The organism is Massilia jejuensis (assembly GCF_042656795.1).
GTDB classification, from domain to species: Bacteria; Pseudomonadota; Gammaproteobacteria; order Burkholderiales; family Burkholderiaceae_D; genus Telluria; species Telluria jejuensis.
In genome coordinates this window covers 17,540-41,071 of the sequence record NZ_JBHSMS010000028.1, presented here as the reverse complement: position 1 = coordinate 41,071, position 23,532 = coordinate 17,540, and the positions used below count along the sequence as shown (strand labels likewise).

Genomic DNA, 23,532 nt, shown 5'->3' with positions numbered 1-23,532 from the left:
CCGCGTGTGCCGCAATGCAAAAGCCCGGCCACCCCGAAAGGGTGCCGGGCCGTCTTGCAACCGAGCGCACGATTACTGCTTTTGTGTTGCCTTGTAGGAAGCAACGCCGTTGACGATTTCGGCCTTGGCTTCATCCGGACCGGCCCAGCCTTCGATCTTGACCCACTTGCCCTTTTCGAGGTCCTTGTAGTGCTCGAAGAAGTGCTGGATCTGCTGCAGGCGCAAGTCTTGCAAGTCTTCCGGCTTTTGCCAGTGGCTATAGATCGGCAGGATCTTGTCGACAGGCACCGCCAAGATCTTGGCGTCGCCGCCGGCTTCGTCGGTCATCTTCAGCACGCCGATGGCGCGGCAACGCACGACCACGCCCGGGAACAGGGGGAAAGGCGTGATCACCAGCACGTCGCAGGGGTCGCCGTCGTCGGACAGGGTCTGCGGCACATAGCCGTAGTTGCATGGATAATGCATCGCGGTACCCATGAAGCGATCGACGAAAATCGCGCCGGTGTCCTTGTCCACTTCGTACTTGATCGGATCGGCGTTCATCGGGATTTCGATGATGACATTGAAGTCGTTCGGCACATCGCGGCCGGCTGGAACGTGGTTCAGGCTCATGGGTAGTCCTTGGTTGCTGAAAAATCAATAAAGAGAAACATTATATCGAATAGGCATGAGCTTGTGCGGCGCAGCAGCTTGCCGTGCGGATCGATCGCGCGGCCGCCGCCGCGCTTCCCGCGCCGGCCCACGGGGCGGCCGTCAAGCAATCGTCGCCAGCGCACCGAGGCGGTAATGGTTCGCCGCCGGCCCCTCCTGCCCCAGCGCTTCGTGCAGCTGGGCCAGCTTCAGGTGGATGTCGCGCACCATGCCCGATTGCGTCGCGTCCGACAGCGCCTGCTCCAGGTAGCGCTGGGCCTTGCCCCATAGTTTCTGGCGCAGGCACAGGGAACCGAGGGTGAGCGCCAGTTCCGGATCGTTCGGACGTTCGCGCAGCCAGGCCTCGCAGCGCTCGATCTGGGCCAGCAAGGCCGGCGAGCCCGCCGGACCGGCGGCGTCGCGGTAGGCGCGCACGACACGCTCGTCCCAGCCGGCGCGCAAGGCGTCTTCGGCGACCACGCGCGCCTCGTCGGTCAGGCCGCTGGCGTTGAAGGCGGCGGCGGCGCGCGCGGCGATGTAGGGCTTGGTGCGGTCCTGCGCCGGTACGCCGGCCCAGACGCGCCGGATCGCTTCCGGATCGCGTCCCTCTCCCGACAGCAGCGCCTCGTACGCCATTTCGCGCAGGCGGGCGCTGAGGGCCGGGTGCAGGGCCTTGCGTTTATCGAGGATGCGCACCAAGCGCAGCACTTCCGGCCAGTTGCGCGCCTGCTGGTGGGCCTTCATCGACCATTGCAGGGCGTGGATGTGGCGCTGGCCGCTGGCATTGAGTTCGGCCACGGCTTCGAGCGCCGCTTCCGGCTGGTGGTCGTCGACCAGCAGCTCGATGACCGTCATCAGGCGCGCCGTCTTGAGCCCGTTGTCATGGGTGACGCCGGCCAGCCAGGCGTCGCGCCGCGCCGGCTCGCGCATGCGGTGCGCGGCGCGGGCGCCGATCAGGGCCGCCAGTCCCGCGTTCTCGGGCAATTCGGCGGCGCGCATGGCAGCCTTCTCGGCGTGGCCGAAGCGGCCCTCGAACAGCGCTTTCAGGGCGTCGCGCAAACCCTTGTTGCCTTCGCGCTCGCGCTTGCGCTGGCGGTAGGCGGTCACCCGGTCGGGCATGCGCAGCGTCGCATTCACCGCGCGCACCAGGCCGTACAGCATCAGGAACAGGAGCGCGAGCAGCACCACGAACAGGTTGAGCGACATGTCGATCCGGTGCGGCGGGTAGAACAGCACCACGTTGCCCGGATTGAAGCGCGCCGTCACGGCGATGCCGATGGCCGTGGCCATCAGGGCGACTAACCAGAGAAGTAGACGCATGTTTTCAAGGCTTCTTGTAATTGCGCACAGCGTTCAGGCTGTCGGCCAGCGTCGGCATCTCGATCGCCAGGTTGTTCGCCTGCACCTGGCGCAGCGCCGCCTGCGCCTGCTGGGTGGTGCGGGCGCGCGTGTCGAAATACTTGTCGAGCGTTTCCTGCGCGGCCGCCAGGTCGCCGGCGAAGCTGGTCTCGTCGCGCGAGAGCAGGGCCAGGCGCGCGTTAAGCAGGCGCAGTTTCAGGTTCTCGCGCACGAAATAATTCTGGTCGGGCGACAGCATCAGCGCCTCCGGCGTGTTCACGCTGCGCACCCGGATCAGCTGGCGCACGTCGTTCCACATTTCCCCGCTCCAGTTGCGCCAGGTGGCGAGCATGCGCTCGCCGATGCCCATCGGGGCAGGCGCGGCGCCCGGCGCGGCCGGCTGGCCGCGCTCGACGCGCGCCGGCGCCGCCGGCAGCAGCGGCTTTTCGTCCGACAGCAGCGGCAGCGTGTCGACCTGGGCGATGACGCCGTCCAGGCGCACGGCCACGCCCGCCAGGTCGACGGCCGGCACGGCTTTCAGTTTTTCCATGTCGGCCGCGATCGCGCGCCGCACCATGATGAACTGCGGCTTGTCCGAGCGCGACAGCGCGCGGTCGGCATTCTGCAGCGCGAGCAGGGCGCCCTGCACGTTGCCGGCCAGTTGCAGCTGCTGGCTGGCGGTCGACAAGACTTGCTCGACTTCCGACAGCGCCCATTCGTCGCGGCTCTTCGACAAATCCTGGTAGAGCTGCTCCAGCGCCATCTGCTGGCTCTGGTTTTCGAGCTGGCGGCTTTCGAGCACGCCCACTTTCAGCTGCAGCACCTTGGATTGCTCGGCGACGTCGCGCGCCAGGGCGGCGGTCTCGGCATTCGTCTCGTTGCCCTTTTGCAGGCTGCGCGCCATCTCCTGGCGCAGCGTGTTGATGCGGCTATGGCTGGACCAGGTCTGGGCCGCCAGCAGCACGGCCAGTACCATCACCGCCAGCGGCAGCGGACGCGTGAGCTGCTCGCCCAGGCCGGGGGCCGCCCTGCGCTCGGGCGCGCGCGGACGATACGATTCGGAAGCCTGTGCTGCGCTGGCAGGTGCAGGGGGGGCGGCGGGCGGCTGCGTCGGCGGCAGCTCTGGATGATTCGGCAGTTCGTTCATTTTTGAGATTGTAACGCGGCAAGCAAACGCTCGTCGCCCGAGCCGGTAAGCGTCACCTGCGCCAGCCCGAGCGCCTGCGCGGTGGCGGCGATCCGGGCATGCGGCACGATGACGTGCTGCTGTTGCATCTGCAGGACAAACCCGTCGCCCAGCTGGCGCAGCAGGCCGAACAGCCCCCGGAGCGCCTCCGAGCTCGTGATTATCCAGTCGTTCGGCGTGGCCAGCAAGGCACGCAGCTGCTCCCCCAGCGCAGGGCTCATTGCCGGCACGCTGCGGCGATAGGCCGGCACCACCGTCACCTCGGCCCCGGCCGCGCGAAAACCATCGGCCATCAGCTCGCGCCCGGATTCGCCGCGCACGATCAGCACGCGCTTGCCGGACAACAGGGCCAGGTCGAGCGAGGCCAGCAGGTTCTCGGAATCACTCCGGGTCGGATCCTGCGGGCCGAGGATGGTGGCGTTGTCGGCGCCCAGTCCATGCCGTGCCAGCGCGGCGCGGCTGCCCTCGCCCAGCACGGCCAGCGCCACCTGGCGCGGCCAGCGTCCGATCTGCGCGAAGGCCGCGTCGATCGCGTTCGGCGAGACGAAGGCGACCAGCGCATAGCCTTCCAGATCGCGCAGCGCCGCGCGCAGGACGGACGGGTCTTGCAGCGGCGCGATCTCCAGCAGCGGCAGCAGCACCGGCGTGCGCCCGAGCGCGGCCACGGCCTGCGCCAGGCCCTGGCCTTGCGCGCGCGGACGGGTAATGACGACCAGGCGGGACATCAGCGTTGCAGGCCGGGCTCAGGCATCGGCCGCCGCATCCTGCTTGCAGACGGCCAGGATCGCCTGCGCATCCTGCTGCTCGAGCAGCGCCGACACCTGCTCGCCGAGCAGCTCGGGCTGGCCGGACGGACCGCTCAGTTCGGCGAAGGCGCTGCGCGTGCCGTCGGGCGTGGCGACCATCGCGCGCAAATGCATGCGCGCGCCGTCGACGGTCGCGTGCGCGGCCAGCGGAATCTGGCAGCTGCCGCCGAAGATCTTCGAAACCTTGCGCTCGGCCAGCACGGCATGCCGCGTGTCCGCATGGTTCAGGGGCGCTAGGATCGCCTGCAGGTCGACGCCGTCGGAACGCGCGCCGCTCGCCACTTCGATCGCCATCGCGCCCTGGCCGGCCGCCGGCAGGCTGTGTCCGGGATCGAGCACGGCGCGGATGCGCTGCGGCAGGCCGAGGCGAATCAGGCCGGCCGCCGCCAGGATGATGGCCGCGTACTCGCCGCGATCGAGCTTGCCGAGGCGCGTGTCGAGGTTGCCGCGCAGCGGCTTGATGACGAGCTGCGGATAGCGCGCGGCGATCAGCGCCTGGCGCCGCAGGCTGCTCGTGCCCACCACCGCGCCGGGCGGCAGGTCGGCCAGGCTGGCGTAGTCGTTCGAGACGAAGGCGTCGCGCGGATCCTCGCGCTCGAGCACGGCCGCCAGTTCAAACCCTTCCGGCAAGTCCATCGGCACGTCCTTGAGCGAATGCACGGCCAGGTCGGCGCGCCCTTCGGCCATCGCCACTTCGAGCTCCTTCACGAACAAGCCCTTGCCGCCGACTTTCGAGAGCGTGCGGTCGAGGATCTGGTCGCCCCGCGTCGTCATGCCGAGGATGCTTATTTGGCAATCTGGATATAATGCGGCGAGACGGTCGCGCACGTGCTCCGCCTGCCACATGGCGAGGCGGCTTTCGCGCGATGCGATAATCAACTTTTGAGGCGTGAGCTGCGATGGCAGGCGCGGGCTCGGCTCTTGCTGCGTCATGGCTGTGCTTTCAAAACGGATTCTTCCACTGTCGTTGCGCCGACCGGCGCGATGCCGGTGACAGCTATTGCATAAGATCACAAATTTTAGCATGGGGCTCCCTTCATCGACGTGGCCGATCGCCATGCCCACCCGCTTACCCGACAATCGAGAATTGTGGCAGATATGGACAAACCAGTGACGCTAGAGACCCCCGGCGGTGCCGACAAGGACGCACCGCTGAAAGAAGACATCCGCCTGCTCGGCCGCCTGCTCGGCGACGTGCTGCGCGACCAGGAGGGCGACACCGTGTTCGACGTCGTCGAGACCATCCGCCAGACCGCGGTGCGCTTCCGGCGCGACGCCGATCCGGTGGCGGGCGAAGAACTGACCACCCTGCTGCACAAGCTCTCGCGCAACCAGACCATTTCGGTGGTGCGCGCCTTTTCCTATTTTTCGCACCTGGCCAACATCGCCGAGGACCAGCACCACAATCGGCGCCGCCGCGCCCACGCGCTGGCGGGCTCGCGGCCACGCGAAGGCAGCGTCGGCCACGCGCTCGGCAAGCTGCGCGACGCCGGCGTCGACCGCAACACGGTCGAGACGTTCCTGCGCAATGCGCTGATCGCACCGGTGCTGACGGCCCACCCGACCGAAGTGCAGCGCAAGTCCATCCTCGATGCCGAGCACGACATCGCGCGCCTGCTGGCCGAGCGCGACCTGCCGCTCACGCCGAAAGAACAGGTGCGCAACCTGCAACTGCTGCAGGCGCGCATCGCGACCCTGTGGCAGACGCGCATGCTGCGCTACACCAAGCTGACGGTGGCCGACGAGATCGAGAACGCCCTCTCCTACTACCGCATCACCTTCCTGCGCGAGCTGCCCGCGCTGTACGACGACATCGAAGACGAGATCGGCGCCCACTACCACGGCAGCAAGCCCCAGCTGGGCGACGCGGCCTACGTGCAGATGGGCAGCTGGATCGGCGGCGACCGCGACGGCAATCCGAACGTGAACGCCGACACCATGCGCCACGCGACGATGCGCCACGCCACCACCATCCTCGATTTCTACCTCGACGAAGTGCACGCGCTCGGCGCCGAGTTGTCGACCTCGACCCTGATGGTCGACATCACGCCCGCCATGCAGACCCTGGCCGCGCGCTCGACCGACGCGTCCGAGCACCGCGCCGACGAGCCCTACCGGCGCGCCCTGATCGGCATGTATGCGCGCCTGGCCGCCAGCGCGCGCGTGCTCGGCGCGACCAACATCCTGCGCAAGGAAGTCGGCCACGCCGAGCCGTATGCGGACGCGGCCGAATTCGCGGCCGACCTGGACGTGGTGGCCGAATCGCTGAAGCTGAACCACGGCGCGATGCTGATCGTGCCGCGCCTGGCGGGCCTGATGCGCGCGGCGCACATCTTCGGCTTCCACCTGGCCTCGCTCGACATGCGCCAGACCTCGGACGTGCACGAGCGCGTGCTGGCCGAACTGTTCGAAAAGGCGCAGGTCGAAGCCGACTACGCCGCCCTGCCGGAAGAAGCGAAGGTCAGGCTGCTGCTGGCGGAGCTCGCCCAGCCGCGGCCGCTGTATTCGCCCTACGAAACCTATACCGACGAGACCCAGTCCGAACTGGCGATCGTGCGCGCCGCGCGCGAGATCCGCCAGCGCTACGGCACCCGCGCGATCCGCAACTACATCATCTCGCACACCGAGGCAGTGTCGGACTTGCTGGAAGTGCTGCTGCTGCTGAAGGAAACCGGGCTGGTGCGCTCGTCGGCGGGTATCGCGGACGTGATGGTGATCCCCCTGTTCGAGACGATTCCCGACCTGCAGCGCGCCGGCGACATCATGGAAGCCTGGATGGCGCTGCCGCCGGTGACGCGCATCGTCCACAACCAGGGCCGGCTGCAGGAAGTCATGCTGGGCTACTCGGACTCGAACAAGGACGGCGGTTTCCTCACCTCAAACTGGGAGCTGTACCAGGCCGAGCTCAAGCTGGTCGACGTGTTCGAGCGCGCCGGCGTCAAGCTGCGCCTGTTCCACGGCCGCGGCGGCACCGTCGGGCGCGGCGGCGGCCCGAGCTACCAGGCGATCCTGGCCCAGCCGCCGGGCACGGTGAACGGCCAGATCCGCCTGACCGAACAGGGCGAGATCATCGCCTCGAAATTCTCGAATCCGGAGATCGGCCGGCGCAACCTGGAACTGCTGGTCGCGGCCACGCTGGAGGCCAGCCTGATGCCGCATGCGGCCGAAGGCGCGCAGGCCCGGCAGCTGGCCGTATTCGAAGGCGTGATGGCGCAACTGTCGCAGCGTGCCTACACGGCCTACCGCGACCTGGTCTACGAGACGCCGGGCTTCACCGACTACTTCTTCGCCGCCACGCCGATCGCCGAGATCGCGGAACTGAACCTCGGCTCGCGCCCGGCCTCGCGCAAGTCGACCCGCCGCATCGAAGACCTGCGCGCGATTCCCTGGGGCTTCTCCTGGGGCCAGTGCCGCCTGCTGCTGCCGGGCTGGTACGGCTTCGGGTCGGCCGTCGCCGGCTGGCTCGGCGAGGGCGCGGACGGCGAACGCCTGGCGACGCTGCAGGCCATGTTCCGCGAGTGGCCCTTCTTCGCGACGCTCCTGTCGAACATGGACATGGTGCTGGCCAAGACCGACCTGGCGATCGCCTCGCGCTACGCCGGCCTGGTGCCGGACGAGGCGCTGCGCGAGCGCATCTTCAAGCGCATCGCGGCCGAGCACTGCGAGACGCTGCGCCAGCTCGAAGCGGTCACCGGCGCCAAGGAGCGCCTGGCGACGAACCCGCTGCTGGCGCGCTCGATCCAGAACCGCTTCGCCTACCTCGACCCGCTGAACCACCTGCAGGTCGAGCTGATCCACCGCCACCGCGCGATGGCGCGCAAGGCGGGCGAAGGCGGCGACATGGACCCGCGCGTGCACCGGGGGATCCATTTGTCGATCAACGGCGTGGCGGCGGGCTTGCGCAACACGGGATGACGTCGGCGCCAGGGCGCTCCGCCCGGGCGCACGAAAAAGGCCGCGCAGTCGGCGACTGCGCGGCCTTTTTTCGGGCGGGCGACGATTTACTTGTCGTGCAAGAAGGTCTTCAGCTTGTCCGAACGCGACGGCTGGCGCAGCTTGCTCATGGCCTTCGCTTCGATCTGGCGAATCCGCTCGCGGGTGACGTCGAACTGCTTGCCGACTTCTTCCAGCGTGTGGTCGTTCGACATCTCAACGCCGTAGCGCATGCGCAGCACTTTCGCTTCGCGCGGGGTCAGCGAGTCGAGCACTTCCTTGATCACGTTGCGCATCGAAGCGTGCAGCGCGGCGTCCAGCGGTGCCAGCGTGGTGTTGTCCTCGATAAAGTCGCCCAGCTGCGAATCGCCGTCCTCGCCCATCGGGGTTTCCATCGAGATCGGTTCTTTCGCGATCTTCATGATTTCGCGAACTTTGTTTTCCGGCATTTCCATCTTCAGGGCCAGGGTCGGCAGGTCCGGCTCGCTGCCGGTTTCCTGCATGATCTGGCGCGAGATGCGGTTCATCTTGTTGATCGTCTCGATCATGTGCACCGGCACCCGGATGGTGCGCGCCATGTCGGCGATCGAGCGCGTGATCGCCTGGCGGATCCACCAGGTCGCGTAGGTCGAGAACTTGTAGCCGCGGCGGTATTCGAACTTGTCGACCGCCTTCAGCAGGCCGATATTGCCTTCCTGGATCAGGTCGAGGAATTGCAGGCCGCGGTTGATGTACTTCTTCGCGATCGAAATCACCAGGCGCAGGTTGGCCACCGTCATCTCGCGCTTGGCGGTGCGGGCGCGCTTCTCGCCGGCCGCCATCTGCTTGTTGATCTTGCGCAGGTCGGCCAGCGGCAGCGCCACGCGCGCCTGCAGGTCGATCATGCGCTGCTGCAGTTCCTTGATCGCGGGCAGGTTCCGGCTCAGCACGCCGCTGTACGGGTAGGCGCAGTCGACTTCGCGGTCGCCCCAGGCCAGGTCGGTTTCATTGCCCGGGAATACCTTGATGAAGTGGGCGCGCGGCATGCCGCAGCGGTTCACGCAGATGTCGAGCACGGCGCGTTCGATGGCGCGTACTTCATCCATCTGATGACGCAGCGTATCGCACAGCTTTTCCACGACTTTCGCGGTGAAGCGGATGCCGAGCAGCTCGTTGGTGATGATGTCCTGCGCCTTGTTGTAGGCGCTCGAGGCATAGCCGCTGGTCTTGAAGGCGTGGCCCATGCGGTCGAACTGCTCCTCGATGAGGGCGAATTTGTCCAGCGCGCCGCGGCGCAGCTGGGCCAGCTGCTCGGTCGAGTAGCCGGCCGCGCCGCCGGCGGCGTCGCCGTCTTCTTCCTCTTCGGCTTCTTCCTCTTCCTCGTCGTCCTCGTCGGCGGCTGCCGCCTTGGCAGGCGCGGCGACCGGCGCGGGCGCGCTGTCGTCGTGGTCGACGAAGCCGTCCACCACTTCGTCGATCTTCATTTCGTCGGCGGCGATCTTGTGCGACAGCGCGATGATCTCCGAAATCGTGGTCGGACAGGCCGAGATCGCCTGCACCATGTCTTTCAGGCCCTGCTCGATGCGCTTGGCGATCTCGATCTCGCCTTCGCGCGTCAGCAGCGACACGGCGCCCATCTCGCGCATGTACATGCGCACCGGATCGGTCGTGCGGCCGAAATCGGAGTCGACCGTCGACAGCGCCGTCGCGGCCGCCGCTTCCACTTCGTCTTCGCTGGTCGGCGTGACGGCGTTGTCCGACAACAGCATCATTTCCGCTTCCGGCGCGCGCTCGTAGACGGCGATGCCCATGTCGTTGAAGGTGGCGATGATGCCTTCGATCGCTTCCGGATCGATGATGTTTTCCGGCAGGTGGTCGTTGATCTCCGCATGGGTCAGGTAGCCGCGCTCCTTGCCCATGTTGATCAGGTTGCGCAGCTGGGTACGGCGTTTTTCGAGTTCGGTTTCCGAGAAGCCCTGCTCGCCGCCGAGCGTCGGGATGCCCTTGGCCTTGCGCTCGCGTGCTTTCGACACGGCCTTCAGTTCGGCGCGCTCGACGGCGTTCAGCGCCGCGACTTCATCGTTTTCCGGCGTGAATTCGCTGGGCTTGCGGCCGCGGCGGCCCGGCACCTTCACTTGCGGCAGCAGGTAGCCGGTGGTATCGATCGCGGCCAGGGTGGCGGCGTCGGTGGTCTGGCTCACCGAGCTGCCGGCGGTCTGGATCACGGTCGCCTGCGGCTCGCCGCGGCGCACGACGCGCGCCCTGGCGGCCTTCGTGCCCTCGTCGGCTTCGGGCGCTGCTTCCAGCGCCGGCGCGTCGATCACCGGCGAGACGGCCTGGGCGTTCTCGACCGGTTTCAGGGCGGCCAGCTTCGCGCTGCGCTTGCGTACGACGAGCGGGGCCGGCGCCTCGGCGGCGGTGGCGTCCTGCACGGCCTCGGCCTCAGCTGCCATCGCAGGCACGTCGATGACCTCGGCCGCGATCGGCGCGGCGACGGCGGGCGCTGCCTCGGCCTCGTCGGCCCGCGGCTTGACCGCGGCCAGGCGCGAACGGGTCTTGACCACCGTCACCTTGGCCGCCGCTTCCGTTTCGAGGAAGTAGGAGGTCGCGGTTTTAGGCACTGCCAGCTGCGCCGTGGCGCTCTTGGCCGGGGCTTTCTTTGCAGTCAGTGTCAGTGTCTTGGCGGTGTTCTTCATAAAAAGCTCTCCTGTCGAGGCGGGGACGCGCCTGCGAGGTCAATGGTCACCGCGGCCGATCGGCCGCGGTTAAAGGATCGGGAATGGCCCTGGCTAGGGGCGGACAAGCCGCAAATCAAGCATGTCCTCGCCCGCGGCGGCATGCGGCCGGGCCGGATGCGCTGGTGGCTGGGACGGAGCAAGCGATGGTCAAGATTGCGGTGGTCATGTCGAAATGAAAAAAAGCCCGTTGGCGGAAAACGGGCTTGCATCACTCTCTGTCGGATCGAAGAGATGGGACAGGCATCATTATGCCCCAAGGCAAGAATCGGTGATAATTGATATATCGGATAAGCGATATAAGCAAATCACATATTGTTGTTTTGTCGTCTACAACCGACTCTTCGTTCCTTCTGCGCCGACGCAAGCCGTGCGCAAGGCAAGAGGCGGATCATACACGATTTCGCGATTCGTAGCGCTCGCCTGCGCGCTCAACCGCGGCCGCCTGCGCCTGCTCGGCGGAAGTCATACGATTAGCAGCGCACCAGAGCGTGCCAGCATGCTATCCTTCGGATTCCTGTTATTACCATGAAGTCAATGAATACCATCAGTTCTGCCGCCGAGTCCGTCGACGCCACCACCCCTTCCCCTGCCGAGACCCCGAACACGGAGGCAAGCACCCCGCCCGGTGCGGTGGACAGCAGCCAGGAAAGGCCCGCGGCCATTGCGCCGGACGGCAGCGCCGGCAGCGCGCCAGCCGCAGCGAGCGCCGCTCCCTCGGCCCGTGCCTTGCTCAAGCAGCTGCAGCAGCAATTCCCGGCCTTCCGCGATTGCCTGCCGCTGGCCATCGGCATCGACAAGCAGCTGCTCGCGCGTGTTCCCGGGCTCGACCGCAAGACGATGCGCGCCGCGCTCGGCATCCACACCGGTTCGATGCGCTACCTGCGCGCCATGGAAAAGGCGACCCAGCGCTTCGACCTCGACGGCGTGGCCGGCGCCGACGTGACCGACACCCACCGCCTACATGCCAAGGAACAGCTGCAACTGCGCTTCAAGAAAGAAGCCGAGCGCAAGAAGGCCGAAAAAGCGGCCGAAGCCGAAGCCGAAGCGGCGCGCCTGCGCCAGGAAAAGCTGCAGCAGCTTGCCTCGAAGTTCTCGCGCGGCTGATCGCGCGGCCGATGAGTTCCCTTCCCGAAGAAGAATTGCCGCCGTACGACGGCATCGGGCTCCAGGACGTCGTCCTGGTGAAGTCCGAGGCCGAGGCAGCCGCCGCCCTGGCCGCCCTGTCGGGCATGGACGCCGTCGGTTTCGATACCGAATCGAAGCCGACCTTCGCCAAGGGCGAGGAATCGACCGGGCCGCACCTGGTGCAGCTGGCCACCGACAGCACCGCCTACCTGTTCCAGATCGGCGCCCGTCCCGACGGCGCCAGCGTCGACCTGCTGCGCGCGGTGCTGGAGTCGCCCAGCATCCTGAAAGTGGGATTCGGCCTGGGCGACGACCTGCGCCGCCTGCGCAGCAAGCTCGGCATCGATACGCAGAACGTGGTCGACCTCTCGACCACCCTGCGCCGCCGCGGCGAGCGCAATACGCTCGGCGCCAGGACGGCGGTGGCGCGCTTCTTCGGCCAGCGCCTGCAAAAGTCGAAGCGCATCACGACCACCAACTGGGCACTGCCGCGCCTGTCGGAGCAGCAGATCCGCTACGCCGCCGACGATGCCCACGTGGCCCTGAAGCTCTACCGCCACTGGCGCGCCAACCCGCCGGCCTGAATTTCCGGGCGTCCAGTGGGTTATCATCCCGCTATCGATCTCCTGGACGCCGTATGTTCCCGACCCTGCCGTTCCTTGCACCGCGCCGCTTTTCGGCACTGCTCGCCTGCGCCTTGCCCGCCCTTGCCGGCGCCCAGGGACGCGCTGACGTTCCCGACACCCTCGCGCAGCGCGCCGCCGCCTGCATCGCCTGCCATGCGCCGAAGGACGGCGCGGGCGCCAGCGTCGGCGGCGTCTATTTTCCGCGCATCGCCGGCAAGCCCGCCGGCTACCTGTACAACCAGCTGGTGAACTTTCGCGACGGCCGGCGCCAGTATCCGGTGATGACCTGGATGGTCACCCACCTGCCCGACCCCTACCTGCGCGAGATCGCCGATTATTTCTCGGCCCGGCACCCGCCCGCTCCCGCCCCGGCCGCGCCAGACGTGCCGGCGGCCGTGCTCGCACGCGGCCGGCAGCTGGTGCGCGACGGCGACCCCGCGCTGAAGGTGCCGGCCTGCATCGCCTGCCATGGCGAGCGCCTGGCCGGCGTCGCGCCGGCGATCCCCGGCCTGCTGAATCTGCCGCGCGACTACGTGAACGCCCAGTTCGGCGCCTGGCGCAACAAGGTGCGCCGCGCCCATGCGCCCGACTGCATGGCGACCATCGCCGGGCGCCTGGCGCCGGGCGACGTGGCGGCCATCTCGAGCTGGCTGGCAGCGCAGCCGAGCCCGCCCGACGCGCGCCCGGCCGAACGCCTGACGGCAGCGCTGCCGATGCCTTGCGGAAGCGCGCCATGAAGCGCCGCATCCTGCTTGTCCTGCTCGCCCTGCTTGCCGTCGCCGCAACCGCCATCGGGCTGGCCTGGCCGCGCGAGGACTTCGTCGCCGCGCGTTCGCCGGCCGACCATGCGCCCACCGAGGCCAACATCGCGCGCGGCGCCTACCTGGCGCGCGCCGGCGACTGCATGGCCTGCCACACGGCGCGCGGCGGCGTGCCCTACGCGGGCGGCCGCGCGCTCGACACGCCCTTCGGGCGCCTGGTCGCGCCCAACATCACGCCCGAAGCGGCGACCGGCATCGGCAGCTGGACGCCCGACGACTTCTGGCGCGCACTCCACGACGGCAAGTCCAGGGATGGCCGCCTGCTGTATCCGGCCTTCCCCTACACGCATTACACGAGGGTCACGCGGCCCGATGTGGACGCCCTGTTCGCCTACTTCCGCAGCCTGCCGCCGGTGCGCCAGCACAACGCGCCGCACGCGCTGCGCTTCCCCTACAACCAGCAGCTCACGCTGGCCGGCTGGCGCCTGCTGTACTTCAAGTCCGGCGTGCAGGTGGCAGACAAGGCGAAGGACGCGCGCTGGAACCGCGGCGCCTACCTGGTCGAGGGCCTCGGCCACTGCGCCGCCTGCCACAGCGCGCGCAACCGCCTGGGCGCCACCGACGGCACCTTGGGCGGCGGCCTGATTCCCACCATCGGCTGGTATGCGCCCTCGCTCACCGCCGATGCCGAAGCGGGCCTGGGAAAGTGGAGCGAGGCCGACATCGTCCGGCTGCTGGGCACCGGCGTGGCGCCGGGCGCGAGCGTGACCGGGCCGATGGCCGAGGTGGTCATGCAAAGCCTGCAGTATCTGTCGCGGGACGACCTGGGCGCGATGGCCGTCTACCTCAAGTCGCTGCCGGCACCGGCCGCGCCCGATCGGGCGCCCGCGCCGCAGCCGCCGCGACAAGCCATGCAGGCGGGAGGCAAGCTGTACGGCCAGCATTGCGCCGCCTGCCACGGCGAGCGCGGCCAAGGCAAGGGACCCTACCCCGCCCTGGCCGGCAACCGCGCGCTGGCGCTGGCCGAACCGGTGAATGCGATCCGCGCCGTGCTGCACGGCGGCTTCGCGCCCGGCACGCAGGGCAATCCGCGCCCCTACGGCATGCCGCCGTTCGGCCATGTGCTGGGCGATACCGAGGTGGCGACGCTGGTCAGCTACCTGCGCGCCAGCTGGGGCAACGCGGCGGCGCCCGTGTCGAGCGCCGAGGTGAACCGCTATCGCAGCGTGCCGCTCGATTAGCGAACCGGAAACGCGCCGGCCATGTGTTTCAGACCAGGTCGGCGAACCCGACCCGGTCGGTGGTGGCCGCGCGCGCGTCTTCGATGCCGATCTTGTGGCCGGACAGCAGGCGTTCGAGCGAGGCGTTCATCGTGTGGCAGCCGGGGTCGCGCCCGTTGTTCATGTGCGCGCGCAGCGCGCCCAGTTCGCCTTCTTCGATCAGGCGCACCACGGCCGGGCCGGGCGTGAGGCATTCGGTGGCCAGGTAGTAGCGGTTGCCTTCGATCGAAGGCAGCAGCGCCTGGCACAGCACGCCGCGCAGGGCGTGCGCCAGCGCCTGGGCCTGGGCGTCCGAATTGCCGAGCAGGCGCAGCATCTTTTGCAGGCCCATCTCGGTCGAGCGCGCGTGCAGGGTCGCCAGCACCAGCGGGCCCGATTCGGCCAGGGCCAGCGCTTCCTGGGCGGTCTGGGCGTCGCGGATCTCGCCGATGACGATCACGTCGGGGCGCTCGCGCAAGGCGTCGAGGGCGCCGAGGTAATAGCTTTCGACGTCGCCGTCGATGCCCACTTCGCGCTGGGTGATGATGCATTTGCGCTGGGGGATCAGGGTCTCGACCGGGTCCTCGATGGTGATGATGTGGCCCGAGCGGCGTTTGTTGATCTCGTCGAGCATCGAGGCGATCGTGGTCGACTTGCCCTGGCAGGTGTCGCCGATGATCAGCACCAGGCCGCTGGTGAGGCGCGCGAATTCCTGGGCGTCGGGATCGAGCCCGAGTTCGGCGAGCGGCAGCGGCTCCTTCGGGAAGCGCCGGATCACGCAGCCCAGACGTTTCTTGGCCTGGAAAGTAAAACAGTTGGCGCGGATACGCGCCGTATGCAGGTCGATCGAGCGGTCGAAAGCGCGGTCGGCGATGCGCTCGGCCCAGTTCGGCTCGATGACCTCGAAGAATTCTTCCAGTTCCTCGCGCGTGATCGGCGAGTCGGTGACCGCCACCAGGCCCTTCGGCTGGCGCAGCATCAGCGGACTGTTCTGGTGGATGATGATGTCGGAGAAAACCAGGCGCGAGTTCAGCAGGTGCAGGATCTGCTCGACCAGGGTGCCGAAGACCGGGTGGTCTTCGTTTTCGACATACGACAGCGTGGGGATCTGCGAGGACTGGTGGAATTCCATCTGGCGTGGCTTGAAAATGATCGAAGTGTCGTTCAGACAATGTCGATCATTATAGAACCATGCTCGCCAGAAATTGCGGCTGCCTTATAGAAATTCTTCAACGTCCCAAAGCAGCAACAATCCGGTCGCCGAACAGGGTCAAGGCCACGCCGGCCACGACCACGAGCGCGCCGGCCAGGCGAATGGGCGATACCTGGCGTACCGCCATCTGCACCAGGCCGAAATGGTCGATGGCCATCGACATCATGAGCTGGCCGGCAATCACCAGCACCACCAGGTTCAACAGGCCGATGCGCGGAGCCAGGAATACCGTGCCGAACACGAAAGCCGCACCGAGCAGGCCGCCGCTGAGCTTCCACAGCGGCTGCTGGGCGAGCAGGCCGAGCGAATCGCCCACGCCGCCCCGGGCAAAGGCGGCCACGCCCAGCACCACGGTGCCGACCGAAAACGAGATCAGGGCCGCCACCAGCGAGTTCGCATGCAACGCCCCTGCCAGCTGGCTGTTGACGGCCGCCTGGACCGAAATGAAAATGCCGACGCAAATGGCCAGGACAAACAAAGCCGCATTCATAATGGATCCTCGACACGCGTTGCCGCGACAAAAAGGCCAAGATTGTAGTGGAAGCGGGCCGGGCCTGCACTGGCGTGGTGAACGCGCCGGCCCCGCGCCCGGCCAGGATTTCCGCATTGCACCAAATCTGGCGTGGCCCGACGGCCCGCGCACGCGGCTCGACGCGGCCGGCACGCGGCCTGGGCGCATGCCCGTGCAGTCTGTCGCAAACCGGGCGCGGCAAGGCTGGCAAGGCCTTACATTCTCACCATCGACAACCGTGAGGACAACATCATGCACAAGACTTTTTCCACCGTCGCCGGCCGCACCCTGGTCGCGGCCTGCATCGCCGCCGGCCTGGCCGCCACCACCCAGGCCGGCGCCGCGCCCTGGGACCGGGGCGGCGAACAGGTGCAAGGCAGCGGACGCATCGTCAAGCAGGTACGCCAGGTCGGCGGTTTCAACGGCCTGTCGCTGGGGCTGCCGGGCCATGTCGAGCTGCGCATCGGCACTGCCGAAGGCGTGACGATCGAGGCGGACGACAACCTGCTGCCGCTGGTCGAGACCGTCGTCGAAAACGGCACGCTGAAGATCCGCCCGGCCAGGCGCAACCTGAACCTGCCTGCGAAGTCGATCCGGATCGTGGTGCAGGCCCGTTCGATCGAACGCCTGGCGCTGGGCGGCCCGGGCACCATCAATGCCGAACCGCTGCGCGAGCGCAAGCTCGACGTCGAGCTGGGCGGCTCGGGCACGATCAAGCTGCAAGGCGTCGAAAGCGAGGCGATGGCGGTGTCGGTCGGGGGCAGCGGCGATCTCCAGGCGATGCGCGGCACGACCGGCAAGCTGACGGTGTCGATCGGCGGCTCGGGCGACGTCGACCTGGGACGGGTACGGGCCGACAGCGCCGGCGTGACGATCGCCGGCTCGGGCGCGGCGACGGTGTGGACGCGCAACGCATTGAGCGCGACCATCGCCGGTTCGGGGGACGTGCTGTATTACGGCGACCCGCAGGTGAGCAAGTCGACCGTCGGATCGGGCAGCGTGCGCCGCCTGGGAGCGGCGCCGAAGTAAGAAGCGCGGGGTGGACCGGTCTTCCGTCCATCCCGCGAGGGCGAAGCGCCGGCGCCGATCAGTGCTGGTGCGCCCCTGGCGCCTGCGGCGCCACATGGGTCAGCGGCCTGACTTGCGCCTCGACCGTCACGCTGCTGCGCTTCTTCGCGCCATCTTCCACCACCAGCGTCACCGGCACGGTTTCGCCGTCCTTCAACTGGCGCTTCAGGTCGAACAGCATCACGTGGTGACCGCCCGAGGCCAGGTTCACGGGCTTGCCGGCAGGCAGGTCGATGCCGTCGACGTGGCGCATGCGCATCGTGTTGTTTTCCATCGCCATTTCATGCAGCTCGGCGCGGCCGGCAGCCGGGGTACTCACGCCCACCAGGCGCGCGGCTTGCGCGGACTGCACGCGCATGAAGGCGCCCGAGGCCTTCTGGTTCGGCACGGTGGCGCGCACCCAGGGGTCGGTGACGGTCACCTGGGCCAGGGCGGCGGTGGAGAGCAGGCCGGTGGCCAGCAGGACGGACAAGGATCGGATCATGGTCAGCTCGAAAGGTAAAGGGGAATATCAGGCGGCAGCGGCCTTGAAGGTTTCGCGTTCGACCAGCACTGTGTCGACGCTGTCGGTCAGCCACAGCTGGCCGTCCTGGATCGTGCACTGCAGCTGCATCGAACGCTTGGCCAGCTTTTCCAGCGCGGCGCTGGTCTCGGCCGGGATGTTGACGACGGTGAGGTTGCGCGCACGCTCGAGCTTGTTGGCCAGGCCCTTCCACCAGATGTGGCTGGTCGCGCTGTAGCAGTACACGTAGACGCGCTCGGCGCGGCCGCAGGCTTTCAGCAGGCGCTTCTCGTCCGGCTGGCCCACCTCGATCCAGGTGTCGATGGCGCCGGTCAGGTCCTTCTGCCACAGGTCGGGCTCGTCGGTGTCGAACAGGCCCTTGGTGAAGGCCAGCGCTTCGTTCGCGTGCAGCGCGTAGGCAAGCACGCGGATCATCACGCGCTCGTCGGTCTCGGATGGATGGCGGGCGATCGTCAGCCCGTGCTCCGCATAATAGTTGCGGTCCATGTCCGCAATCTGGATGTCTGCCTTGTAGATCGTCGCTTTGAGGGCCATTGCTGCTTTATCAGTCATTATTTGAAGACGACGGTACGGTCGCCGTTTTGCAGGATGCGGTGTTCCACGAACCACTTGACGGCGCGCGCCAGCACCACGCATTCGACGTCGCGCCCGATCGCGGTGAGTTCCTCGATCGTCATCGCGTGATCGACCCGCTCGACGTCCTGCTCGATGATCGGTCCTTCGTCGAGCTCGCCCGTGACGAAATGGGCGGTCGCGCCGATCAGCTTGACGCCGCGCGCATGGGCTTGCGCATAGGGCCGCGCGCCCTTGAAGCTCGGCAGGAACGAATGGTGAATATTGATCGCCCTGCCCTGCAAGGCCCGGCACAGGCCCGGCGACAGGATCTGCATGTAGCGCGCCAGCACCACCAGGTCGACCGCGTGCATCTCCAGCAGCTCGACGATGCGCGCTTCCTGCGCCAGCTTGGCGTCTTCCGGCGCACCGGTTGCCAGCGGCAAGTGGTGGAACGGGATATTGTAACTTGCCGCGAGCTGGTAGAAGTCCATGTGGTTCGAGACGATGGCCGAGATCTCGACCGGCAGCAGTCCGCTCTTGTAGCGAAACAGCAAATCGTTCAGGCAATGGCCGATCTTCGAGACCATGATCAGCACGCGCGGCTTGGCGTGCGCATCGTGCAGCTGGCCGCGCATGGCGTTGGCCTCGCACAGGGTGGCGAAGGCGCCGCGCAGGTCGCTGTCGAGTACTTCGGTATCCTCCAGCGCGAAGTGCACGCGCATGAAGAACAGCTGCGACTCCGGGTCGCCGAACTGGGCCGAATCGATGATGTTGCAGCCGTGCTCGGCCAGGAAGCCCGCAACGCGCAGCACGATGCCGCGCTGGTCGATGCAGGACAGGGTCAGGATGTATTCCGGGTGCGTCATGGTAGCGGCAGATGTCGTTGGCGGGGCTCCGGTATTGTCGCACGGCTTGCCGGAACAGCTGGAGCGGCGCCGAAAAAACTGCCAACGAAAAAACGCACGACCGTCCCTTTTTGGGTATAGTCGACCCTCTGACCACTACCAAGGGAGACACCCATGACGCAAGCCACCAACGACCAATTCCTGCTGGCCGCACGCCCCGTCGGCATGCCCAGGGACAGCGACTGGCAGCGCGCCGCGCCGCCGCTGGCCGCACTTCGCGAGGGCGAAGTGCGCGTCAAGATCCTCTACATTTCGCTCGACCCGGCCATGCGCGGCTGGATGAACGATGCCCGCTCCTACGTGCGTCCGGTCGCCATCGGCGAAGTCATGCGCGCCGGCGGCGTCGGCGTGGTGGTCGAATCGGCGTCGCCGAAATTCGACGCCGGCGACCACGTGATGGGCGTGACCGGCGTGCAGCGCTACTGGACCGGCCCGGCCGACGACAAGGGCGCCATGCTGGCGAAAGTCGATCCCAGCCTCGCGCCGCTGCCGACCTGGCTCAACGCGCTCGGCATGCCGGGCATGACGGCTTATTTCGGCTTGACCGAAGTCGGCCGGCCCAAGGCCGGCGAGACGGTGGTCGTATCGGGCGCGGCCGGCGCGGTCGGAATGACGGTGGGACAGGTCGCCAAGCACCTGGGCTGCCGCGTGGTCGGCATTGCCGGCGGCGCCGACAAGTGCCGCTTCGTGGTCGAGGAACTCGGTTTCGACGCCTGCATCGACTACAAGGCCGGGCCCGTGCTTGCCGGCCTGAAGCAGCATTGCCCGCAGGGCGTGGACGTGTATTTCGATAACGTCGGCGGCGACATCCTCGACGCCGTGCTCACCCGTATCAACATGAAGGCGCGCATCGTCATCTGCGGCGCCATTTCGCAATACAACGCCACCGGGCCGGTCCAGGGCCCGGCCAACTACCTGGCCCTGCTGGTAAACCGCGCGCGCATGGAGGGCATGCTTGTAACGGACTATGCCGACCGCTATCCTGAAGGTGTGGCGACGCTGGCGGGCTGGATGAAGGAAGGCAGTTTCAAGAGCCGCGAACACATTGTCGAGGGCTTCGACACCTTCCCGTCCACGCTGCTGATGCTGTTCAAGGGCGAGAACCTCGGCAAGCTGGTGCTGAAGGTGGCCGAGGCCTGAGCATAGCGGTATCTGCTTGCGCCAATCGCTGGCGCAAGCGCTTTCCTTGAACTTGCGCGAGTTCGCGGCGTCTACTGAAACACCTGTTTTCGTCGAGGATCTCATGCCTGCCTTTTCCCCTTCCTTTCCCGACCTGCGCGCGCAGTACGAGGCCCAGGTCGATTTCCTGAACCAGGTCTCGTGCCACGCGCTCGATACCCTCAAGCAGCTCAGCGACCTGAACATGCACATGACGCGCCGGATCGTCGACGACGCCCTGCGCATCGGGCACGCGCTGGCCGCCTGCAACGACCCTGTCCAGATGGGTTCGGTGGCGCTGCGCGAAATCCCGCCCGCGGCCGAAGACTGGCGCAGCTGGCAAAGTTCGCTCATGAACGTGCTCACCGCGGGCGGCGCCACGCTGGCACGCGACGCCAACGACGGCGGCTGGCAAGCCGCCCGCAATGCCGCAAGCGCGGGCGCGGCCCACACCCCCGCCTGATCCATTCACATCGAGGAGAAGTCATGGCATCCACTGGCAAGGCCCGGGACGGGGCGGCGGACGCGCTCGCGCTGCTGCGTTCCGAACACGAGCAGGTGCGCCTGCTGTTCGCCCACTACGAGCGCCTGCGCGGCCTGGAAGACGCCGAGGAGACGATGGCCGAACTGGTCGACGACCTCTGCGACGCGCTCATCGTCCACACCATGATCGAGGAAGAGCTTTTCTACCCGTCGCTGCGGGCGGCGCTCGGCGACGACGCGCTGTTCGACGACGCCGAGCTCGAACATGCCGGCGCGCGCGAGCTGATCAGCCAGCTCGAAGTCATGTACCCGGGCGACGAGCATTTCGACGCCACGCTGGCGGTGCTGTTCGAGGAAATCGAGCACCACATCGCGCAGGAGGAAGGCGAGATGTTCGCGCTGGCGCGCTCGTCGAACCTGGACCTGGTGGAACTGGGGCACCGGCTGGCGCTGCGCCGCGCCCAGCTCGACGACGACATGAGCGCGCCGCCGGGCAGCTTCGACGCGCTCCAGCCGCACGACGGCAGGCGCATGCCGCCGCGCGCGCCCGACTGACCAGCAGGGGCGCCGGCCTGTGGAAACCGCGGCGCGAGGGAGGGGAACTAACACTGTAGCGGTCTCTCTAACCGGACGAGCGCGGCAATGTGCGTTCATTTCCACTTCACTGCAGGGCAACCAGGAGAGCGACATGGCGACAAGCAAGGAGAGCGGCAAGAGCGCGGGCAGCTCCGGCGGCAGCGCGCAAAAGAGCGGTGGTGGCAGCGGCAGCGGTCCGGCCAAGCGCGGTTTCGCGGCGATGGACCAGAATCAGCAGCGTGAAATCGCCAGCAAGGGCGGCCAGGCCGCCCACCAGAAAGGCACGGCGCACGAATTCGATTCCGAGGAAGCGCGCCGGGCCGGGCAAAAAGGCGGGGAGGCAGTCAGCCGCAACCGTGCGCACATGGCCGACATCGGCCGCAAGGGGGGCGAGAGCCGGCAGTCGGCCAGCCGGGCCGCGGCCGCCGCCGCCGCATCGAAGGGCGGCAATCGCCAGGGAGGCAAGGAGGGATGATGGACCCGCCGCGCCGCCGTCGAGGCGGCGCGGCGCTTGCGGCGCAACGGTGCCGGCGGCGCCATGGCAGCGCCGTGGCAGCGCCGTGGTATAGTCGGCGCCCCATGACCGAACTGCGCTACCTCACCGCCTATCCGGACCAGTTGCGCCGGCAAGCCGCCACGCTGCTCGGCGAAGGCCGACTCGGCGCCCTGCTGCGCTCGCGCTACCCCGACCCGCACGGCCTGCGCTCCGACCGCGCCCTGTACGACTACGTACAGGACCTGAAGATGGACCATCTGCGCAATGCCGAGCCGGTCTCGAAGGTCGCCTACGACAGCAAGATCCACGTGGTGCAGCACGCCCTCGGCCTGCACACGGCCATCTCGCGCGTACAGGGGGGGCGCCTGAAGGCCAAGCACGAAATCCGCATCGCCAGCGTGTTCCGCGACGCCCCGCTCGCATTCCTGCGCATGATCGCCGTGCACGAGCTGGCGCACCTGAGGGAAAAGCAGCACGACAAGGCGTTTTATAAACTGTGCTGCTCGATGGAGCCCCAGTACCACCAGTTCGAGCTCGACCTGCGCCTGTATCTCACCCATATGGAACACGGCGGGCAACGGCTCTGGGCCGAAGGCGGCTGACCTCGGCGGCGGCAGGGCGCGTGTCGCGACGAGCGCTATCGCGCAACGATGGCATCGCACGATGACAAGTCGGCAGGCGAACAGGCCGGCGCGCTCGTCACGACGCTGTCACAATGATTCGATAGTATTTGAAGTGTCGTAGCGTTCCCGTATAATCCGGCCATTCACCCCGACGGAGGCTTGCATGGACACCAAGGCGGCACTGGCGGCGCTGGCAGCCCTGGCGCAGGACAGCCGGCTCGCGGTCTTTCGCCTGCTGGTCCAGGCCGGCCCGTCCGGGCTCGCCGCCACCAGGATCGCCGCGCATCTCGACATCGCGCCCTCCTCGCTCTCGTTCCACCTGAAGGAGCTCACGCACGCCGGACTGCTCGCGGCCAGGCAGGACGGCCGCTTCGTCATCTATTCGGCCAGGGTCGAGGCGATGAACGGCCTGGTCGGCTTCCTGACCGAGAACTGCTGCGGCGGCGTTCCCTGCGGACCCGCGCCCAGCGCCTGCGCCCCGCAACAGCCTGTCGACCGACCCACTCCACCATCGCGCATATCGCCATGAACATCCTTTTTCTCTGCACCGGCAACTCCTGCCGCTCCATCCTCAGCGAAGGCGTCTTCAACCACCTTGCCCCGCAAGGCATGCATGCGATCAGCGCCGGGAGCCAGCCGGCCGGCGCGCTGCATCCGCGCGCGGTCGCGCTCCTGCACCGCGAAGGCATCTCGACCGCAGGCTATTCCAGCAAATCCTGGGACGACCTGCCGGTCACACCGGACATCGTCGTCACCGTCTGCGCCAGCGCGGCCGGCGAAACCTGCCCGACCTACCTGGGACCGGTACTGCGCACGCACTGGGGCCTGGAAGACCCGAGCCACGTCGCCGGCAGCGCCGAGGACATCGAGGCCGCCTTCGCGCGCACCCACGCCATCATCCTGGCGCGCACCCGGGCCTTCCTGGCGCTGCCACTCGCCGAGCTCCAGGACGACCGCGCCCGCTTCAAGGCGGAGCTCGACCGCATCGGCACCCTGCAAGCCTGGACCGGAGAACGCCATGAGTGATTCCAAGCTGCGCG

Annotated in this window: 24 protein-coding genes; 13 read left to right on the top strand and 11 right to left on the bottom strand. The window is 67.7% G+C overall.

Translation table 11 applies throughout. The features are described 5' to 3' along the window. Positions 1–72 precede the first annotated feature (72 nt). The 5 genes from ppa to hemC all read right to left on the bottom strand — a co-directional run bounded on the left by ppa (position 73) and on the right by hemC (position 4,893). A complete protein-coding gene (ppa, locus tag ACFPOU_RS08720) occupies positions 73–612 on the bottom strand; it encodes an inorganic diphosphatase (RefSeq protein ID WP_379719545.1) in 540 nt (179 codons plus the stop codon). Between the two features lie 141 nt (positions 613–753). After that, positions 754–1,950 (bottom strand): heme biosynthesis protein HemY, encoded by a 1,197-nt coding sequence (locus ACFPOU_RS08715; protein WP_379719543.1) that lies wholly within the window; start codon positions 1,948–1,950, stop codon positions 754–756. A 4-nt stretch (positions 1,951–1,954) separates the two neighbouring features. Next, positions 1,955–3,115: a uroporphyrinogen-III C-methyltransferase gene (locus tag ACFPOU_RS08710; protein ID WP_379719541.1), complete on the bottom strand. Its 1,161-nt coding sequence runs from the start codon at positions 3,113–3,115 to the stop codon at positions 1,955–1,957. Further along, positions 3,112–3,879 carry a uroporphyrinogen-III synthase gene (locus ACFPOU_RS08705; RefSeq protein ID WP_379719539.1) on the bottom strand — a complete coding sequence of 256 codons (768 nt, stop codon included), beginning with the start codon at positions 3,877–3,879 and terminating at the stop codon, positions 3,112–3,114. Before ACFPOU_RS08705 ends, ACFPOU_RS08710 begins: the two co-directional genes overlap by 4 nt. Before the next feature lie 18 nt (positions 3,880–3,897). Further along, the gene (gene hemC / locus ACFPOU_RS08700) at positions 3,898–4,893 is read right to left on the bottom strand and encodes a hydroxymethylbilane synthase (protein ID WP_379719537.1); all 996 of its coding nucleotides are present in this window, start codon (positions 4,891–4,893) and stop codon (positions 3,898–3,900) included. A gap of 165 nt (positions 4,894–5,058) precedes the next feature. Between hemC and ppc the strand changes: the two genes are divergently transcribed. Beyond that, positions 5,059–7,875, top strand: coding sequence for a phosphoenolpyruvate carboxylase (gene ppc, locus ACFPOU_RS08695; RefSeq protein ID WP_379719535.1), 2,817 nt, complete (start codon positions 5,059–5,061; stop codon positions 7,873–7,875). Between the two features lie 86 nt (positions 7,876–7,961). On the opposite strand, the gene rpoD is transcribed toward ppc, so the two are convergent. Continuing rightward, positions 7,962–10,568, bottom strand: coding sequence for an RNA polymerase sigma factor RpoD (gene rpoD / locus ACFPOU_RS08690; RefSeq protein ID WP_379719533.1), 2,607 nt, complete (start codon positions 10,566–10,568; stop codon positions 7,962–7,964). A gap of 576 nt (positions 10,569–11,144) precedes the next feature. Here rpoD and ACFPOU_RS08685 point away from each other — a divergent pair. From ACFPOU_RS08685 to ACFPOU_RS08670, 4 genes are read left to right on the top strand one after another with little or no spacing between them, the layout of a single operon-like run. Further along, on the top strand, positions 11,145–11,714 hold the full coding sequence (locus ACFPOU_RS08685) for a ProQ/FINO family protein (RefSeq protein WP_379719531.1): 570 nt from the start codon (positions 11,145–11,147) through the stop codon (positions 11,712–11,714). 11 nt (positions 11,715–11,725) lie between these two features. Beyond that, on the top strand, positions 11,726–12,319 hold the full coding sequence (locus ACFPOU_RS08680) for a 3'-5' exonuclease (RefSeq protein ID WP_379719529.1): 594 nt from the start codon (positions 11,726–11,728) through the stop codon (positions 12,317–12,319). A 53-nt stretch (positions 12,320–12,372) separates the two neighbouring features. After that, positions 12,373–13,098, top strand: a complete 726-nt coding sequence (locus tag ACFPOU_RS08675; protein ID WP_379719527.1) for a c-type cytochrome — start codon at positions 12,373–12,375, stop codon at positions 13,096–13,098. Then, complete coding sequence (locus ACFPOU_RS08670; protein WP_379719526.1) at positions 13,095–14,363, top strand: c-type cytochrome; 1,269 nt, start codon at positions 13,095–13,097, stop codon at positions 14,361–14,363. Before ACFPOU_RS08675 ends, ACFPOU_RS08670 begins: the two co-directional genes overlap by 4 nt. Before the next feature lie 28 nt (positions 14,364–14,391). Here the strand turns inward: ACFPOU_RS08670 and ACFPOU_RS08665 are convergent, their stop codons facing one another. Together ACFPOU_RS08665 and ACFPOU_RS08660 are read right to left on the bottom strand one after the other, a co-directional pair. After that, positions 14,392–15,513, bottom strand: coding sequence for a type IV pilus twitching motility protein PilT (locus tag ACFPOU_RS08665; RefSeq protein WP_379719524.1), 1,122 nt, complete (start codon positions 15,511–15,513; stop codon positions 14,392–14,394). A gap of 97 nt (positions 15,514–15,610) precedes the next feature. Further along, positions 15,611–16,084 (bottom strand): DMT family transporter, encoded by a 474-nt coding sequence (locus tag ACFPOU_RS08660; protein WP_379719522.1) that lies wholly within the window; start codon positions 16,082–16,084, stop codon positions 15,611–15,613. A gap of 273 nt (positions 16,085–16,357) precedes the next feature. Here ACFPOU_RS08660 and ACFPOU_RS08655 point away from each other — a divergent pair, with 273 nt between their 5' ends. Next, positions 16,358–17,134 carry a head GIN domain-containing protein gene (locus ACFPOU_RS08655; protein WP_379719520.1) on the top strand — a complete coding sequence of 259 codons (777 nt, stop codon included), beginning with the start codon at positions 16,358–16,360 and terminating at the stop codon, positions 17,132–17,134. A 58-nt stretch (positions 17,135–17,192) separates the two neighbouring features. Here the strand turns inward: ACFPOU_RS08655 and ACFPOU_RS08650 are convergent, their stop codons facing one another. Genes ACFPOU_RS08650 through purU form a run of 3 tightly spaced genes read right to left on the bottom strand, consistent with a single transcriptional unit; the run spans position 17,193 to position 19,117 of the window. After that, positions 17,193–17,657, bottom strand: a complete 465-nt coding sequence (locus ACFPOU_RS08650; protein WP_379719518.1) for a copper chaperone PCu(A)C — start codon at positions 17,655–17,657, stop codon at positions 17,193–17,195. Positions 17,658–17,684: 27 nt separating this feature from the next. Continuing rightward, positions 17,685–18,230: a YaeQ family protein gene (locus tag ACFPOU_RS08645; protein ID WP_379719516.1), complete on the bottom strand. Its 546-nt coding sequence runs from the start codon at positions 18,228–18,230 to the stop codon at positions 17,685–17,687. A 17-nt stretch (positions 18,231–18,247) separates the two neighbouring features. Continuing rightward, positions 18,248–19,117 (bottom strand): formyltetrahydrofolate deformylase, encoded by an 870-nt coding sequence (gene purU / locus ACFPOU_RS08640; RefSeq protein WP_379719514.1) that lies wholly within the window; start codon positions 19,115–19,117, stop codon positions 18,248–18,250. A gap of 153 nt (positions 19,118–19,270) precedes the next feature. Between purU and ACFPOU_RS08635 the strand changes: the two genes are divergently transcribed. The 7 genes from ACFPOU_RS08635 to ACFPOU_RS08605 all read left to right on the top strand — a co-directional run bounded on the left by ACFPOU_RS08635 (position 19,271) and on the right by ACFPOU_RS08605 (position 23,518). Then, positions 19,271–20,296, top strand: coding sequence for an NADP-dependent oxidoreductase (locus tag ACFPOU_RS08635; RefSeq protein WP_379719512.1), 1,026 nt, complete (start codon positions 19,271–19,273; stop codon positions 20,294–20,296). Between the two features lie 103 nt (positions 20,297–20,399). Further along, the gene (locus ACFPOU_RS08630) at positions 20,400–20,777 is read left to right on the top strand and encodes a hypothetical protein (RefSeq protein WP_379719510.1); all 378 of its coding nucleotides are present in this window, start codon (positions 20,400–20,402) and stop codon (positions 20,775–20,777) included. 23 nt (positions 20,778–20,800) lie between these two features. Beyond that, positions 20,801–21,352 carry a hemerythrin domain-containing protein gene (locus ACFPOU_RS08625; protein ID WP_379719508.1) on the top strand — a complete coding sequence of 184 codons (552 nt, stop codon included), beginning with the start codon at positions 20,801–20,803 and terminating at the stop codon, positions 21,350–21,352. Between the two features lie 133 nt (positions 21,353–21,485). Continuing rightward, positions 21,486–21,848, top strand: coding sequence for a KGG domain-containing protein (locus ACFPOU_RS08620; RefSeq protein WP_379719506.1), 363 nt, complete (start codon positions 21,486–21,488; stop codon positions 21,846–21,848). Between the two features lie 104 nt (positions 21,849–21,952). Further along, a complete protein-coding gene (locus tag ACFPOU_RS08615; RefSeq protein ID WP_379719504.1) occupies positions 21,953–22,471 on the top strand; it encodes a YgjP-like metallopeptidase domain-containing protein in 519 nt (172 codons plus the stop codon). Between the two features lie 184 nt (positions 22,472–22,655). Then, entirely contained in the window at positions 22,656–23,021 is a 366-nt protein-coding gene (locus tag ACFPOU_RS08610; RefSeq protein ID WP_379719502.1) for an ArsR/SmtB family transcription factor, read from the top strand. Further along, positions 23,018–23,518: an arsenate reductase ArsC gene (locus tag ACFPOU_RS08605; protein ID WP_379719500.1), complete on the top strand. Its 501-nt coding sequence runs from the start codon at positions 23,018–23,020 to the stop codon at positions 23,516–23,518. The genes ACFPOU_RS08610 and ACFPOU_RS08605 overlap by 4 nt, the downstream gene beginning before the upstream one ends. Positions 23,519–23,532 lie beyond the last annotated feature (14 nt).